At 65.7% G+C, this 15,170-nt stretch carries 16 protein-coding genes; 8 read left to right on the top strand and 8 right to left on the bottom strand.

Annotated features, from left to right (window positions below; all coding sequences use genetic code 11):
• Window positions 1-16 precede the first annotated feature (16 nt).
• The gene (pdxR, locus tag B9C43_RS25930) at window positions 17-1,408 is read left to right on the top strand and encodes a MocR-like pyridoxine biosynthesis transcription factor PdxR (protein ID WP_033392526.1); all 1,392 of its coding nucleotides are present in this window, start codon (window positions 17-19) and stop codon (window positions 1,406-1,408) included.
• 58 nt (window positions 1,409-1,466) lie between these two features.
• On the opposite strand, the gene B9C43_RS25925 is transcribed toward pdxR, so the two are convergent.
• The 3 genes from B9C43_RS25925 to B9C43_RS25915 all read right to left on the bottom strand — a co-directional run bounded on the left by B9C43_RS25925 (window position 1,467) and on the right by B9C43_RS25915 (window position 4,513).
• Complete coding sequence (locus tag B9C43_RS25925) at window positions 1,467-2,129, bottom strand: RlpA-like double-psi beta-barrel domain-containing protein (RefSeq protein ID WP_327223253.1); 663 nt, start codon at window positions 2,127-2,129, stop codon at window positions 1,467-1,469.
• A 387-nt stretch (window positions 2,130-2,516) separates the two neighbouring features.
• Window positions 2,517-4,007 (bottom strand): PH domain-containing protein, encoded by a 1,491-nt coding sequence (locus B9C43_RS25920; RefSeq protein ID WP_084429650.1) that lies wholly within the window; start codon window positions 4,005-4,007, stop codon window positions 2,517-2,519.
• Entirely contained in the window at window positions 4,004-4,513 is a 510-nt protein-coding gene (locus B9C43_RS25915) for a PH domain-containing protein (protein WP_235038830.1), read from the bottom strand. The genes B9C43_RS25920 and B9C43_RS25915 overlap by 4 nt, the downstream gene beginning before the upstream one ends.
• Window positions 4,514-4,640: 127 nt before the next feature.
• Here B9C43_RS25915 and B9C43_RS25910 point away from each other — a divergent pair, with 127 nt between their 5' ends.
• Genes B9C43_RS25910 through B9C43_RS25900 form a run of 3 tightly spaced genes read left to right on the top strand, consistent with a single transcriptional unit; the run spans window position 4,641 to window position 8,029 of the window.
• The gene (locus B9C43_RS25910; RefSeq protein ID WP_084429648.1) at window positions 4,641-6,143 is read left to right on the top strand and encodes an ATP-dependent DNA ligase; all 1,503 of its coding nucleotides are present in this window, start codon (window positions 4,641-4,643) and stop codon (window positions 6,141-6,143) included.
• A gap of 36 nt (window positions 6,144-6,179) precedes the next feature.
• A complete protein-coding gene (locus B9C43_RS25905; protein WP_084429647.1) occupies window positions 6,180-7,229 on the top strand; it encodes an ABC transporter ATP-binding protein in 1,050 nt (349 codons plus the stop codon).
• A complete protein-coding gene (locus B9C43_RS25900; protein ID WP_084429646.1) occupies window positions 7,226-8,029 on the top strand; it encodes an ABC transporter permease in 804 nt (267 codons plus the stop codon). Before B9C43_RS25905 ends, B9C43_RS25900 begins: the two co-directional genes overlap by 4 nt.
• 29 nt (window positions 8,030-8,058) lie before the next feature.
• Here the strand turns inward: B9C43_RS25900 and B9C43_RS25895 are convergent, their stop codons facing one another.
• Entirely contained in the window at window positions 8,059-9,354 is a 1,296-nt protein-coding gene (locus B9C43_RS25895) for a PhoH family protein (RefSeq protein ID WP_380144784.1), read from the bottom strand.
• Window positions 9,355-10,123: 769 nt separating this feature from the next.
• Here B9C43_RS25895 and B9C43_RS25890 point away from each other — a divergent pair.
• Complete coding sequence (locus B9C43_RS25890; protein ID WP_084429644.1) at window positions 10,124-10,408, top strand: hypothetical protein; 285 nt, start codon at window positions 10,124-10,126, stop codon at window positions 10,406-10,408.
• A gap of 344 nt (window positions 10,409-10,752) precedes the next feature.
• A complete protein-coding gene (locus B9C43_RS25885; protein ID WP_033392516.1) occupies window positions 10,753-11,013 on the top strand; it encodes a hypothetical protein in 261 nt (86 codons plus the stop codon).
• A 57-nt stretch (window positions 11,014-11,070) separates the two neighbouring features.
• Here the strand turns inward: B9C43_RS25885 and B9C43_RS25880 are convergent, their stop codons facing one another.
• On the bottom strand, window positions 11,071-11,865 hold the full coding sequence (locus B9C43_RS25880; protein WP_380144616.1) for an isoprenyl transferase: 795 nt from the start codon (window positions 11,863-11,865) through the stop codon (window positions 11,071-11,073).
• Between the two features lie 372 nt (window positions 11,866-12,237).
• On the opposite strand from B9C43_RS25880, the gene trhA reads away from it, so the two are divergent.
• Entirely contained in the window at window positions 12,238-12,864 is a 627-nt protein-coding gene (gene trhA / locus B9C43_RS25875) for a PAQR family membrane homeostasis protein TrhA (RefSeq protein ID WP_084429849.1), read from the top strand.
• 62 nt (window positions 12,865-12,926) lie between these two features.
• On the opposite strand, the gene B9C43_RS25870 is transcribed toward trhA, so the two are convergent.
• On the bottom strand, window positions 12,927-13,397 hold the full coding sequence (locus B9C43_RS25870) for a ricin-type beta-trefoil lectin domain protein (protein ID WP_084429643.1): 471 nt from the start codon (window positions 13,395-13,397) through the stop codon (window positions 12,927-12,929).
• Window positions 13,398-13,576: 179 nt separating this feature from the next.
• Here B9C43_RS25870 and B9C43_RS25865 point away from each other — a divergent pair, with 179 nt between their 5' ends.
• Window positions 13,577-14,047 (top strand): NUDIX hydrolase, encoded by a 471-nt coding sequence (locus tag B9C43_RS25865; RefSeq protein ID WP_084429642.1) that lies wholly within the window; start codon window positions 13,577-13,579, stop codon window positions 14,045-14,047.
• Here B9C43_RS25865 and B9C43_RS25860 read toward each other — a convergent pair.
• On the bottom strand, window positions 14,042-14,671 hold the full coding sequence (locus tag B9C43_RS25860; RefSeq protein ID WP_033392513.1) for a hypothetical protein: 630 nt from the start codon (window positions 14,669-14,671) through the stop codon (window positions 14,042-14,044). The genes B9C43_RS25865 and B9C43_RS25860 overlap by 6 nt on opposite strands.
• The gene (locus B9C43_RS25855; RefSeq protein WP_084429641.1) at window positions 14,671-15,150 is read right to left on the bottom strand and encodes a SigE family RNA polymerase sigma factor; all 480 of its coding nucleotides are present in this window, start codon (window positions 15,148-15,150) and stop codon (window positions 14,671-14,673) included. The genes B9C43_RS25860 and B9C43_RS25855 overlap by 1 nt, the downstream gene beginning before the upstream one ends.
• Between the last annotated feature and the right edge of the window lie 20 nt (window positions 15,151-15,170).

Genomic DNA, 15,170 nt, shown 5'->3' with positions numbered 1-15,170 from the left:
CTTAAGCTCCACTTCCATGGCCGCTAACTGGACCACTTTGCGGGAGCTCCTGCTGCCGGACGGACCGAGACGCGGCCGGGCGATCGAGTCGTCCCTGCGCGAGGCGATCCGCGACGGCAGGCTGTCGCCCGGCACCCGCCTGCCGTCCAGCCGTGACCTCGCCGGGCAGCTCGGGGTCGCACGCGGAACGATCACAGCCGCGTACACCCAGCTCGTCGCCGAGGGATATCTGCTGGCCAAGCACGGTTCGGGCACAGTCGTCGCGACGATCAGCCATGACGAACCCAGCACACAGCTGGAGAAAACGCCGGCCTGGCGGCTGGACCTGCGGACCGGAGTGCCTGCGCTGTCGGCGTTTCCGCGTGCCGAATGGCTGGCCGCGAACCGTGCCGCGTTGGCCGCGCTACCCGATGAAGGCCTGGACTACCCCGATCCGGCCGGCTTCGCGCCTTTGCGTGCCGAGTTGGCGAGCTACCTCGGCCGGGTGCGGGCAGTTTCGGCTACGCCCGAGCAAATTGTGATCACCAACGGCTCGGCGGATGGGTTGCGTCTGGTCTGCGAGCAGCTCCGGTTGACCGGGCACCGGCGGATCGCGGTCGAGGACCCGTGTCACCCGGGTGAACGCGAACTTGTTGCCGCACATGGGCTTGAGGCCGTCCCCACCCGGGTTGACGAGCACGGCCTGAGTGTTTCGGAGCTGGCGAAGACGGACTGCCGTGCGGTCATGGTCACCGCGGCACACCAGTTTCCGCTCGGCATGGTGCTGCATCCCGAGCGTCGCAGGGCTTTGCTCGCGTGGGCGCGTGACGTCGACGGGTACATCATCGAGGACGACTACGACGCGGAACACCGCTACGACCGGCCCGCTCTCGGTGCCATGCAAGCACTCGACCCGTCACGCGTGGTCTACGAAGGCAGCGTCAGCAAGGTTTTGGCCCCAGCGCTGCGGCTGGGCTGGTCGGTGATCCCGGATCGGTTGAGGGCCGACATCATCGCCCGGAAACGGGTCAGTGACATGGGATCCGCGACGTTGCCACAAGCGGCCTTCGCCGTGATGTTGCGGTCCGGCGGTTACGACCGGCACCTGCGGAGAACTCGGACGCTGTACCGGCGCAGGCGCGACGCGTTGCTGGATGCGTTGGCGCACAAGCTGCCTGACTGGCGTCCAATTGGGATCGCGGCAGGACTGCACCTCGTGATCAGGGTGCCGGACGGGATCGACGACCGCCTGCTGTCGCAGGCGCTCGCCGCCCGTGGGGTGAACGCTCCCGCCTTGGCCGACTACTCGACACAACCCATCTTCCCCGGTCTGGTAGTCGGTTATGCAACGCTCACCCCGGATCGCCTCCGCGCCGCGGTACAAGAGTTCGCAGCACTGGATGGCTTCGCTCCACTCGACGGGACTTGATCGCCCCGAGAACCCCTCATGATGCAGGGTCATGAGGGGTCCCCTGTGGAGGGTTTTCTCAGCCGACGCGCTCGATGCGGGCGCGGCGGATCAGGAACTTGCCGGGCTCACGAACCTCCTCGAAAGCCGCGTTGTTCAACAGGGCGCAGCTGCCGGACACCGAGGTGACCTCGACCGTGGTGGACTTGTTGTTGTCCAGGTTGGTCACCTTGAGCTGGGTGCCGATCGGGAACTCGTTGCTGGACGCGGCAGGCGCGCCAGCCTCACCGGAAAGCGTCACCGTCGAGCCCTGGCAGACAACCTCACCGGCTCCACCGCCACCATTGCCGTTACCGGCGTTGCCGTTGCCCGCGTTGCCATTTCCAGCGTTGCCATTTCCAGCGTTGCCGTTTCCGGCGTTACCGTTCCCAGCGTTGCCGTTGTCCGCGTTTCCGTTGCCAGCATTGCCATTGCCGTTGCCCGCGTTGCCGTTTCCGTTGCCGTTGTTGGCAGGTTCTTCTTCGGCCGCGCCGCCGCCCGCCTCGACGTTCGCGTTGCAGCCCGCGGCCTGCCGACGCTGCTGGATCAAGTCAACGACCGCTTGGCGGTTGGCGATCCTGGCGGCTGACTGCGCGTCCGGGTTGGCCTGCTGGCCTGCGATGAAGTTCAGGTTGTTCTGCAGGGCTTTGTCCAGCCCGGCACACGATTCACCCGATCCACCGGTGTTGACCGGTTGCGCCACAACGCTTCCAGTGCAGCCTGCGGCTTGCCTGCGCTGCTGGATCTGGTCGACGACCGCCTGCCGGTTGGCGATCCGCGCCTCGGACTGGGCGTCCGGATTGGCCTGTTGGCCGGCTATGAAGTTCAAGTTGTTCTGCAACGCGGTGTCCAGTCCCTGGCAGGACTCTGCGGCCTCGCTGCTTCCGCCGCTGAAGGCGAACACAGCACCCGCGATACCCGCGGCACCCAATAGCGCTGCCAATCCGATGGTCGCGCGCTTACGGTGCCGGCCATTGCTTCCAAACAGGGACATTCACCACTCCTCTGGTCCTCCCTGCGCCTCACCCCTGGATACGATCAGGTAACAAACCTGGTTCAAACCAATCGCGAGAAGCACCCAGAAAGTCGATCAGTCCCTGGTCAGGAACGGTGTGAGTAACTCGGGCACGGCATGCTCGGCCGCGTGCAGCCCGTCGGACTGATCGGCGTACCGGATCGTGTACGACCCGCTGCCTGCGGCGATCGTCGCGGTGACGCTGATCAATCCCGCGCGGCGCTGGAAGATCGACTGCCGGATGTTCCAGCCGATCACCCCGGTCCGCTGCAACGCGGCCGTCGAGCGCGGCATGACACCCCAGCGCACCACAAGGAAATCCCCATCGACGGCGTGCCCAAGACCGCGGTACTCGCCGTAGCCGATCAGCGCACCCACCGGGATCAAGATCAGCAGAAGCTGCGCGATCCACCACGGCGTGAGGTCAAGTGTGGACAGTATGCCGAGCACCACCGCAGGAACCGCGGCGCCGATCGCGTGCCAGAGGATCATCCTCCGGGCGGCAGCGGCCGGGTGCGTGATGAGGACTGTGTCCGTCGGCGGGCTGGCGTTGAGCACCGCCGACGCGACCTTGCGCGCGTCTTCCTTCGGCGCCTGCGGCAGCAGGAGGTCGGCGTCCAGCTCCCACTTGTCGTTGTCGTCCTTCTTCTTGGTCAAGCCGGTCGCCACGGCCTTGACCCTTGCCCCGCCGGTGAGCCGGACCAACAGCGGCTCATCCACCTGAACGCCCCGCAGCCGCTTCTCCTCAATGGACACCGACCGCCGGTTGATGAGTCCATACTGGACTCTGAGCGCGCCGCTCTGCCGGGTGATCTCGAAGCCCCAGTAGAAGACGGCGTACAGCAGGACCGAAAGCACTGTGGTCAGCACGAGAACGACCGCGCCGGTCGCCAGGATGGCGAGCAGCAACGGCGTGCTCTCGTAGAACGAGACCAAAGCCTTGATCGGGCCGGAGTTCCACAGGTCCAGATCCACGGTCCTGGCCAGCTGGAACAACCCGCCGATGAGCACGGCGACGGCGACGAACCCGAACCAGGTCAACGGCGCGTACCGCATCCACTGCGGACTGAACTTCGCCAGCGTGCCGGTCTGCCGCTCGATCTGGACCGGCGCTTCACCGCGGTGCAGAAGCAGTGTCCGCAGCCTCTCGGCCTCCCCCGCGGACACTGCTTCAAGCTTCAGCTCGTCATCGGACTCGGCAACCTGCCGTCCCGTGCCGATCGTGACCACGCTGAGCCCGAACATCCGGTGGAACACATCGGCCGACATGTCCACCGCACGCACACGGTCCTTCGCCAACGACCGGTGCTTGCGCACGAGCATGCCGCTGTGCAGCTCGACGTGCGTGTCCGTGATGCGATAGCGCGTGGTTTTCCAATGCCACGCGTTGGCCACGAACAGGGCTACTGCGATACCCCCTGTGATCGCAGGCTCCCAGAAACTGACCCGCTCCCAGCCGCGGACCAGCACGATGAACGTGACCACACCGATCACGGACAGCAGCGGCATCAGCGGCGCGACGAAGATGGTCTTCTTGTCCAGCTGCTGCCACGTCACGTCGGTCATGTCGCATCCCCCGGAGTGGCCTCGGTGATGGCCGTCAACCGGTCGACGAGCTCAGCGGCCTCGTCCTGCCCGAGCCCCCGGATCTTCAACGGCCCCGACGCCGACGCCGTGGTCACCGTGACCGTGGCCAGCTTCAGGTACTGCTGCAGCGGGCCCCGCTCACTGTCGACGGTCTGCACCCGGGAGAGCGGAGCGATCCGCCACTCACGCACCAGCACACCGAACTGGACATAAACCGCCTGGTCAGTGACCTCCCAGCGGTGCGCCCGGTACTGCAGCCGCGGCGTGATGGCCGTTTCGGCCACGGCGACGACCGCGACCGCCACCTCCACAATGATCATCCATAGTGGAGCATCGGTGAAGTACAGCGCGATCCCGCCACCGGCAAGCACAATCACCCAGAACAAAGCACTCTGCAAGGTCCACCACAGCACGGCCTTCGGATGCACTTGGTGCGCGGGCGGGCGCATCCGCAACTGCAGGCGGTGGGATATCGCGTGACTCACTCCGCCACTATGCCTTGGCGCACCCACCCCGGCCATGCACCTGAAGTACACACCGTGTCCGACCAAAGTTTGAGTCGCCGGTCGGCGACAACCGGAAACTGTCGGTCCGCGGGTGCAGGATGTCCTTATGTTGCTCGCCGACGTCGTCACCACCTCCGCCGAGGTCGCCGCGACCAGGTCCAGGCTGGCCAAGGTCAAGGCGCTGGCCGGCCTGCTGGCCAAGGCAGGCCCTGGCGCGGTCGAACCCGCGGTCGCCTTCCTCGCCGGTGCGCCGAGGCAGGGCAGAACCGGCGCGGGCTGGCGCACGCTCTACGACCTCAAGGCCACGCCGTCCGCCGAACCGGGGCTGACCGTGGAGCGCACCGACGAGATCCTCGAAGAGCTCTCGCACACCTCCGGCAAGGGCTCGACGCAGAAACGCGCCGACCTGCTCACCGAGCTGTTCGGTGCGGCTACCGAAAGCGAGCAGGAGTTCCTCCGGCGGCTGATGACCGGCGAGCTCAGACAGGGTGCTCTTGAGGGCGTGATGCTGGACGCGATCGCGGCGGCCGCCGACGTGCCTGGTGAGGCGGTGCGGCGTGCGTTCATGCTCTCCGGCAGGTTGACGGTCACCGCCGTGGCGGCGTTGACCGGCGGCGAGGCCGCGCTGACCGAGTTCAAACTGGAAGTCGGCCGTCCGGTGCGGCCGATGCTCGCCTCACCGGCCGAGAGCCTGCAGAGCGCGCTCGAAGAGCTCGGCGACGTCGTCGTCGAGTACAAAATGGACGGTGCGCGGATCCAGGTGCACAAGAGCGGCGACGATGTGCACATCTTCACCAGGACGCTGCGCGAGATCACCGGGAGCGTGCCCGAGTTGGTGGAGCTCGTCAAAGGCCTGCTGTGTCAGTCGGTTGTGCTCGACGGCGAGACGCTCGCACTGCAGGACGACGGGAAACCCAGGTCCTTCCAGGAGACCATGAGCCGGTTCGGCGCGACGAACCAGCGGGAACTGTTGCTGCACCCGTATTTCTTCGACTGTCTGCACCTGGACGGTGTCGACCTGCTCGACGTTCCGTTGCGGGAACGCAACAACGCCTTGCGTGAAGCCGTTGGCGAGCGCGTGATTCCCGGCGGGACCGAGAACGCCGAGCAGATCCTGGCCGATTCGCTGGCGGCCGGGCACGAAGGCGTGATGGTCAAGGCGCTGGATTCGGTGTACGCGGCCGGGCGGCGCGGAAAAGCCTGGCAGAAGGTCAAGCCCGAACACACCCTCGATCTCGTCGTGCTCGCCGCGGAATGGGGCCACGGCCGCAGAACAGGGTATTTGTCCAATCTGCACCTCGGCGCCCGCGATCCGGACGGCGGCCCGCCGATCATGGTCGGCAAGACGTTCAAGGGCATGACCGACGAACTGCTCGCCTGGCAGACCAAGGAACTGCAGACGATCGAGTCCCACCGGGACGACTTCGCCGTCTACGTCCGCCCCGAGTTCGTCGTGGAGATCGAACTGGACGGTGCGCAGGTGAGCCCGCGGTATCCCGGCGGCGTCGCGTTGCGGTTCGCGCGCGTGCTGCGTTACCGCCCCGACAAAGACCCCGCCGATGCCGACACCATCGACGCGGTTCGCGCCCTGTTGCCCGGAAAGAGCTGATCTATTCGATTTGACCGCGACAATAGGTTTGAGCACGTGCGGGCAGTCGAGGTCGTCGACCTGATCAAGAAGTACAAGAAGAACCCCAAACCGGCGGTTGCCGGGCTGAGCTTCGAAGTCGAGCAGGGTGAGGTGTTCGGCCTGCTCGGCCCGAACGGTGCGGGCAAGACCACCACGGTCGGCATCCTGACCACTCGCGTGATCAAATCCGCGGGTGACGCCAGGGTGCATGGCGTCGACGTCACCAAGGACCCGGCGACCGCACGGCAACTGCTGGCTGTGGTGCCGCAACGGAACAACTTGGACCGCTCGCTCAACATCAGGCAGAACCTGTTGTTCCACGCGGCCTATCACGGCATGGGACGCGCGGAGCGCCACCGCAGGGCCGACGAGTTGCTGGAGCGGATGGGACTGGCCGACCGGGCGAACGACAAGGTCGACATCATCTCCGGCGGGCAGTCACAGCGCATCATGATCGCGCGGGCGTTGATGCACCGGCCGAAGGTGATGTTCCTCGACGAGCCGTCGACCGGTTTGGATCCCCAGGCGCGGTTGTTCGTCCACGACCGGGTCAAGCAACTGCACGATGAGGGCGTGACGGTCGTGCTGACCACGCACGACATGGACGAGGCCGCCAAACTCTGCGACCGCGTGGGCATCATCGACCACGGCAAACTGCTGGCCCTCGACTCGCCCGCCGCCCTGACCAGGAATCTGCCTGGTAGCACGACAGTGAGTGTCACGGTCTCGCTGGATTCCGTCGATCCCGGCAAAGTCACCACCGCGCTCGAGGAAATCCCTGGCGTGCAACGGGTCGAGAAGATCGCGTCCGGCGGACCGGCCATGCCGCCCGCCGGAATGATGATGGGCGGCCCACCTCCAGGCGCACCGCCAGGAGGAATGCCACCACAGGCCGACGAAACCGCAGGCCATTTCCGGCTCTACACCGAAGTCGAACCTGCGGTCGTGCTGCCCGCGGTGCTTCGCTCCCTCGGTGACCTGGGCTGCGACGTGAGCGACCTGTCGATCGGCACACCGAGCCTTGAAGACGTATTCATCCACCTGACCGGCAGGGAGCTTCGATGACCGCCGTGGACATGCCACGCGCCGGTGTCAGCGTCGCCACGCGGACGTTCTTCATGGTGCTGTGGCGGGACATCTTCGTGACCTGGCGGGAGATCGTCCCGTTCCTCGCCCAGGTCGTCATCCAGCCGTTCCTGACCCTGTTCATCTTCGGCAAGGTGCTGGCCGACCTTGGCTACGTGCAGGGCAGCTTCGCGGCGATCCTGCTGCCCGGTGTCGTGGCGCTGAACGGGTTCTTCGGTGCGTTGCAGAGCACGACGATGCCGCTGGTGATGGACTTCGCGTGGACCCGTGAGATCGAGGACCGGCTGCTCGCGCCGATCCCGATTCCGCTCGTCGCGATCGAGAAGATGATCTTCGGCGCGATCCGCGGCGTGCTGTCCGCGCTGCTGATGGCGCCGGTCGGGTTCCTGATCCTGGACGATGTGACGTGGCCTGCGTCCTCGTGGCCGCTGGTGGTCGTGGTGGTCGTGCTCGGCTCGCTCGTCGGCTCCGCCATCGGGATGGTGCTGGGCACGCTGGTCCCGCCGAACCGGATCAACATCATGTTCGCGATCATCCTGGTGCCACTGATGTTCACCGGCTCAACCCAGTTCCCGTGGCGTGGCCTGGAGAACCTCGAATGGTTCCAGGTGCTGTGCGCGCTCAACCCGTTGACGTACGTCAGCGAGGCGATGCGCGCCGAACTCGTCCCGCAGGTGCCGCACATCCCACTCTGGCTGAACATGGTGGTGATGGCGGGTTCAGTAATCGTGTTCGGCGCGATCGGCATCAAAGGGTTCATGAGGCGGGCGCTCGACTGAGCGCCCGCTCGGCGGATAAAGGTGAGCGACTAGCCGGGGTAGTCCTCCAGCATCTCGGTGACCAGGGCCGCGATCGGGGACCGTTCCGAGCGCGTCAGCGTGACGTGCGCGAACAGCGGGTGGCCCTTGAGCTTCTCGATCACTGCCGCCACGCCGTCGTGCCTGCCGACCCGCAAGTTGTCGCGCTGGGCGACGTCATGCGTGAGCACCACACGTGAGCCGGTGCCCAACCGCGACAGCACGGTCAGCAGCACGTTGCGCTCCAGCGACTGCGCCTCGTCGACGATGACGAACGCGTCGTGCAGCGAACGGCCACGGATGTGGGTCAACGGCAGGACCTCGAGCATGCCGCGGTCCAGCACCTCTTCGATCACCGGCTGGCTGACCAGCGCGCCGAGTGTGTCGAAGACGGCCTGTGCCCACGGCTGCATCTTCTCGCTCTCGGAACCGGGCAGGTAGCCCAGTTCCTGCCCGCCGACCGCGTAGACCGGCCGGAACACGACCACCTTGCGGTGCAGGCCGCGTTCCATCACCGACTCGAGGCCGGCGCACAGCGCCAGCGCGGACTTGCCCGTTCCGGCCCGGCCGCCCAGCGACACGATGCCGACATCGGGGTCCATCAGCAGGTCCAGCGCGATGCGCTGCTCGGCCGAACGGCCGTGCAGCCCGAAGACCTCACGGTCGCCACGGACCAGCCGGACCTGCTTGTCCTGCGTGACCCTGCCGAGTGCGCTGGACGTTCCGGCCAGCAGCCGCAGACCGGTGTTGCAGGGCAGCTCAGCCGCCTGCTCGACGCCGTAATCAGCCAGGTCGACGACGTTCTGCGCGAACAGGGCGTCGACGACTTCCTGTGACACCTCGACGTCCGCCATGCCGGTCCAGCCGGACGGCGTGACTTCCTGCGCGCGGTACTCGTCCGCGTTCAGGCCGACCGCGGCTGCCTTGACCCGCAGCGGGATGTCCTTGGTGACCAGGGTGACGATCTGGCTGGCGTCCTCGGCAGCCAGGTTGAGCGCGCACGCCAGGATCCTGGCGTCGTTGGAATCGGTACGGAACCCGGCCGGCAACACCGACGGATCCGAGTGGTTGAGCTCCACGTGCAACGTGCCGTCGGTCTCGCCGATCGGCACCGGCTTGTCGAGCCTGCCGTACCGCAGCCGCAGATCGTCCAGCATGCGCAGGGCGGTCCGGGCGAACCAGCCCAGTTCGGGGTGGTGCCGCTTTCCCTCCAGTTCGCTGATCACCACGAGCGGGAGCACCACGCTGTGCTCTGCGAACCGGGTCAGTGCCCAAGGGTCCGAGAGCAGCACAGAGGTGTCCAGCACGTAGACATGACGGGTGGGGGTGGTACGACGCGAGGCGCCGCGGGAGGAACTGCGGGAAGAACCTTGGCCGGCGGAACGCCTGGCCGAACGCGGTGCGGTCACGGCAACTCCCTGACGAACGCGGCACGGCGTCCGCTTTCCTCGTTGGGCCGGTACTGGCCCCTGGTTTGACGACTGCCGCCTGCTAGGCGCGTCGCCAACGAGGGCCCGGTGCCGGCCCTCTCGTGCTCGTCACTGCCACGACCAGGGCCTCCCGGGACAGGTCGCATGCGCACGACCCATCACTTCCGAAAGTTACCTGCGTTTCGGTCGGTGGCGCAGGCTGCCACACAGGTGATTCGCCAATTGGTCACCATGACGAAACGCGCCGGAGGGTCCGTCCCGGCGCATACGGAGCGACAAAAGGCCTGTTCAGAGCGGGTACAACGGGCTTGATGCAGCCGCTTGTTCACCCACCGAACATCCTCCTTACGGGGGATCGTGATCACATTCGGTAGTTGATCTTCAGGGCCGACAGGACCGTCCGTGGGTCCCGGTCCCGCCGCGATAGCCCTGCGTAGCTGCCACAACGCGGAGCGCTGCACCGACTCGCCTGGCCGCAAGCCGAAAATCGAACTACACCTTATTAGGGGATATTTGGAATTCGCGGGTCACACAATCGTGGATATCGCGGGGTAATCCCGACATTTGCCGAGTAGGTTTCACCGCGAGAACAACGGGCGTGGCTCGAGCTTCTCGAAAGATCCCCGACTGCAGGAGTGTGGGAATAGTGTTGAAGAAGGCTGGTGTGGTTGCCGCGGCTGCGGCTGGACTGCTGATGCTCGGCGCTCCGGCTTTCGCCGGCGAGGGCCACGGCTCCGGCATCAACAACGCCAAGCACGGCCAGGTTGGCATCGTCAACCTGAATGACATCGACATCATCAAGGACATCAACCTCAACGGTGTCCTCGGCGTGTGCGGCAACAACGTGGGCGTCCTGGGCGGCGCTGTGCCGATCCTGTCCCCGTCGATCACCGGCACGTGCGCTGCCGGCGGCATCGTCGACGGCGACTGAAACCAGTAACTACTGGTAAAACCAGCGCAAGGGGCGCCGGAGAACTCCGGCGCCCCTTGCGCTTTTTCGCGCTTTCTTCACCAATGGGTGACAGCGTTACGTTCAGTAATCCCGCCCGAGCACACCATCGACGTTCTCGCAGGCAGTGGCCCTGAACCAGGGCAATACGACACGCCGAGAAAAACGAAGATCACCGGAATAGGGATGATTCACCGTGCCCGGGTCACACGATGGTGGAATACCCGACCTTTATCACCATGATTCGGAGTAGGTTCACTCCGCAAGAGAGCAAAGGGCATTGTTCTCCACTAACCGCCCTGGACCCATTTAGGAGAGTGTGTCAAGTGCTGAAGAAGGCTGGTGTTATCGCCGCCGCGGCGGCCGGATTGATGATGCTCGGCGCCCCGGCGTTCGCTGACATCAACAGCGCGCACAACGGGCAGGTTGGCCTGGTCAACCTGAACGACATCGACATCGCCAAGGACATCAACGTCAACCTGATCGTCGGCGCGTGCGGCAACAACGTCGGCGTTCTGGGCGCGGCAGTGCCGGTGCTGTCCCCGCAGATCACCGAGACCTGCGCGGCAGGCGGCATCGACGACTGACGTCGTAAAACGTGAAATGGCCGGGAACCACGGGTTCCCGGCCATTTTCGTGTGCGCTCAAGAGCCGAATCGGCGGTGCCTGATGGCGTAGTCACGCAATGCGCGCAGGAAGTCGGTGCGCCGGAAGTCGGGCCAATAGGCCTCGCAGAACCACATCTCCGAGTGGGCGGACTGCCAGAGCAGGAAGCCGGACATCCGCTGCTCGCCGGACGTACGGATGACCAGGTCAGGGTCGGGCTGGCCGGACGTGTAGAGATGCTCGGCGATGTGGTCGACGCTGAGGACCTCGGCCAGCTCCTCGATGGACGTGCCCTGCTCGGCGTGGGTCTGCAGCAGTTTGCGGACGGCGTCCGCGATCTCCTGGCGCCCGCCGTAACCCACTGCGGCGTTCACCACCAGGCCGGATCGCCCCTTGGTCCGCGCCGCCGCGGCCGTCAACCGGTCGGCGGTCTCCGGCGGCAGGATGTCCAAAGCACCGAGGATCTGCAGCTGCCACGGCAACTCCGGCTCGGCCAGCTCGTCGACGACGTCGCCGATGATCTCCAGCAGCGGCACGATCTCGGACTCCGGGCGGTTGAGGTTGTCCGTGGACAGCAGCCACAGCGTGACGACCTCGATGCCGGACTCCTGGCACCACTCGAGCAGCTTCGCGATCTTCGCGGCGCCGACCCGGTGCCCGTCCGCGACGTCGGTGAACCCGGCGGCACGTGCCCACCTGCGGTTGCCGTCCAGCATCAGGCCGATGTGCCTCGGCCGCCGCTTCAGGCCCTTCACCTGCGCCGACAGCCGCGCCTCATACAGGCGGTACACGATGTCCGCGACACGCCTTCTGATCCAACTCCGACGATCCACGACGACCGAGGGTACTGCGTTTGATTGTCCTCGCTTCGCTCGGACGGGCTTGGCCGCCACAGCCGACCGATACCGCGCAGCGCCCTCCGACGCCGTGGGCGGGGCGGCGTCGGGCGTGTTGCGGTGCGTAAATGACCGGCGCGACCAAGCCTGGGTAAGCGTGTCGTGGCCCCGGTCGGTAGCGCAGCCATGCCGATCAGGCCAGGGATCTGTGGCCTATGCCTCACACGCATCCGTTGTCGCACAGCGTAAAGCTAAGAGTTCTCTGTGGAACCAGGGCTAGGCCTTTGGCGCGGGGTAACGCCTCCCGTAGCCTTGTTACTCGTGACCGCAGCGACACTCGACCGGCCCACACCTGCCGACAAGCCGAGCATGCGGGGGAAGCTCCACTTCTGGTCATTCTTCGTCTCGATCGCCACCGGCGCCGCGCTGATCTCGCTCGCGGCGTTGACGGTATCGGCAATGGCCGCCCTCGCGACATCGATTTACGGCGCCACGGTGCTCGGCCTATTCGGCGTGAGCGCCCTGTACCACCGCACATGGTGGGAGAACGAGCGCACCCGGGCATGGATGAAGCGCCTCGACCACTCGATGATCTTCTTGTTCATCGCGGGGACGTACACCCCCTTCTCGCTGCTGGCGATGCCGCGCGACACAGGCCTGGTCGTCCTCGCGGTGGTCTGGGGCGGCGCGTTCGCGGGCGTGGCGCTGAAACTCATCTGGCCACACGCCCCCCGATGGCTGGGCACGCCGATCTACATCGCGCTGGGCTGGGTCGCCGTCTTCGTCCTCCCGGACCTGCTCACCCACGCCGGCGTCGCCGCACTCGTCCTGATCCTCGCAGGCGGCCTGCTGTACACGGTGGGTGCGGTGTTCTACGCGACGAAGTGGCCCAACCCGTGGCCCGGCCACTTCGGCCACCACGAGTTCTTCCACGCGGCGACCATCCTCGCGGCGATTTGTCATTACATCGCGATCTGGCTCGCGATGTACCCGTAGCCCCACGTCGAAGGCCCGTCACCGGAAGCTGGGTGACGGGCCTTTGTCCTGAGATCACACGATCAGTCGTTCATGAACCAGTACTGGTCGCTGTAATCCAGGTTGCACGGTGAGAGGAAGACGTGGCCGTTGGGATGCGCGGCCAGGCAGCGCTCCGTGTAGTACGCGTTCTCCCACATACCCCACTGACCCCGGTACGGACGCCAACGCGCATCGAGGTAGTTCTCGCACCCGTAGTAGGTGAACACACTGCCATCCGCGCGCGCGGTAAGGCAGCCTTGCAGGTACAGGCTCTGGATCCGGTACCCGTTGTTCCAGTTGACGACGTCCCACCTCTGGTCGATGTACTTTTCGGTGCTGCACTTGCTGTACGCGAAAACGTACGGTTCGTGGGTCGCGAGGCAGTAGCCGGTCATCTGGGGTCCGGCGTTGAACAACCTCCCCGCGGCAGCCGATGCCGGTGAGGCGATGAAAAGCATCGACGCCACAACGGTGATACCCATGAAGAACGCAGTGAACTTCCGACGCCGCACTTGTTCCCCCTGACAGGAATTTTTCGGTCGTGCCCGCCTTGGCCGGGACCGGGCGAACGTAGCCAGGAGTCACATAGGCGGACAATCCGCTTCAGTCCTCCCTGAAACCTGTCTGGACAAAGGTTCTGCGTCGGCGCTTCAAAGCGCGCCGGTAACCGTCGGGCGTGGTAAGCAGAGGTATGGCCCGGATCGACCACTATCTTGAGGCGCACGCTCCTCAGGCGAACACCATCGTCGTGGGCGTCAGCGTCTTCGCACTCGACGAGGGTGGGCGCCTTCTCATCATCCGGCGCAAGGACACCAACCTCTGCCACCTTCCTGGTGGTGTGCAGCGGGTTGGCGAGACCGTCGCAAGCGCTGCCGTCCGGCAGACCAAGGCGGAGACCGGGATCGACGTCGAGATCACCGGGCTCATCGGCATCTACTCCGATCCCGAGCACGTCATCGAGTACGGCCCCGGCGACGTGCGGCAGGAGTTCTCGATCTGCTTCCGGGCTCGGCCGGTCGGCGGCGAGCCGCGTCCTGCGGGTGAGAGCAAGGCCGCCGAGTGGGTGGAGGAGTCGCTCCTCTACGAGCTGCCCATCCACCCCGCGACTCGGCTGCGCATTCAGCATGGCTTCGACGAGCGGGCCGAGCCCTACTTCTCATAGGACCAGCGACGGGTCTGAGACCAACGCGATGAGCTGTTCCTCATTGAGCGGCAACGTTGAACGTGCTTCGTTGTGCACGATGGTCAGGCCCCGGCCTGGCCGGTAGTACGCCGCGCCGCGCCGCTCTGCCGTTGGCTTTTCCAGATACAGCGTGCCGCCGTCGGGCTTCTTTTGTGGCGGTTCCGTGCTGAACTTGGACAGGTACATGTTCAGGCCGCGCTCCGCAGTCTCCGGAATTCGGACCTCTATCGAGAAACCGTCGCGGTATCCGACCACGATGAGCCTGATGTTGTACTCCTCGTGGACGTCTATCTTCACGTCTTTCGCGTCGGGCACGAGGCGGGTCATGATCGACCGCACTGTGGTCGCCAACGGGTGGGTTCGCGGGCTCGATGTCGTCGTAACCGCCGGGACGAGGGGCAAGCCGCTGGAGGCGTTTCCGTAGATCAGGGTCGCCACGGCCATTGCGGCTACGACCAGGGTGCCCGCGCTGGTCGCCAGGATCGCCCTGCGGGTGCGCAAGCGTTTGGCGGCACGGCCGGCGACCTCGTCGGGGTCGAAACCGAGCTTCGGCTCGGCCAGTTCGAGCCTGCGCAGACCTTCGATGATTTCCCGCTCGTCCATCACAGGCTCCTTTCCAGTTGCCCGACGAGTTCGCGCAATGCCTCCAGGCCACGGGAGGCCTGGCTTTTCACCGTCCCCTCCGAGCACTTCAACACCGTCGCCACCTCGGCGATCGACAAGTCCATGCAATACCGCAGCACCACCACGGCCCGCTGTTTCGGAGCAAGCGAAAGCAGCGCCTTCAGCAGCGTTTCGGAAATACCCGCGGGGGCATCGACCTGCGAGCGATCTGGAACGACCCCGTCACGATTTTCCCTACGGCGCCAGGGTTTTCGTTGTTCGTCCAGCCAGCAGCGCAGCAGTACCTGGCGCGCGTAGTTGTCGGCTGCCGGGCTGTCGGCGACACGGCTCCACGCGCGATAGAGCTTCATCAGCGCCGTCTGCACGAGATCCTCGGCCAGGTGCCAATCCCCGCACAGCAGGTACGCCGTTCGCCGCAACGACAACGTCTTCGCGCGGGCGAACTCGTGGAAGTCCATCCACCCCTCCTCGCATGTCA

This window comes from Kibdelosporangium aridum (assembly GCF_900176515.1).
Classification (GTDB): Bacteria; Actinomycetota; Actinomycetes; order Mycobacteriales; family Pseudonocardiaceae; genus Kibdelosporangium; species Kibdelosporangium aridum.
Note: the sequence above shows the minus strand (reverse complement) of the source record. Positions and strands in the feature narration are given on the sequence as shown.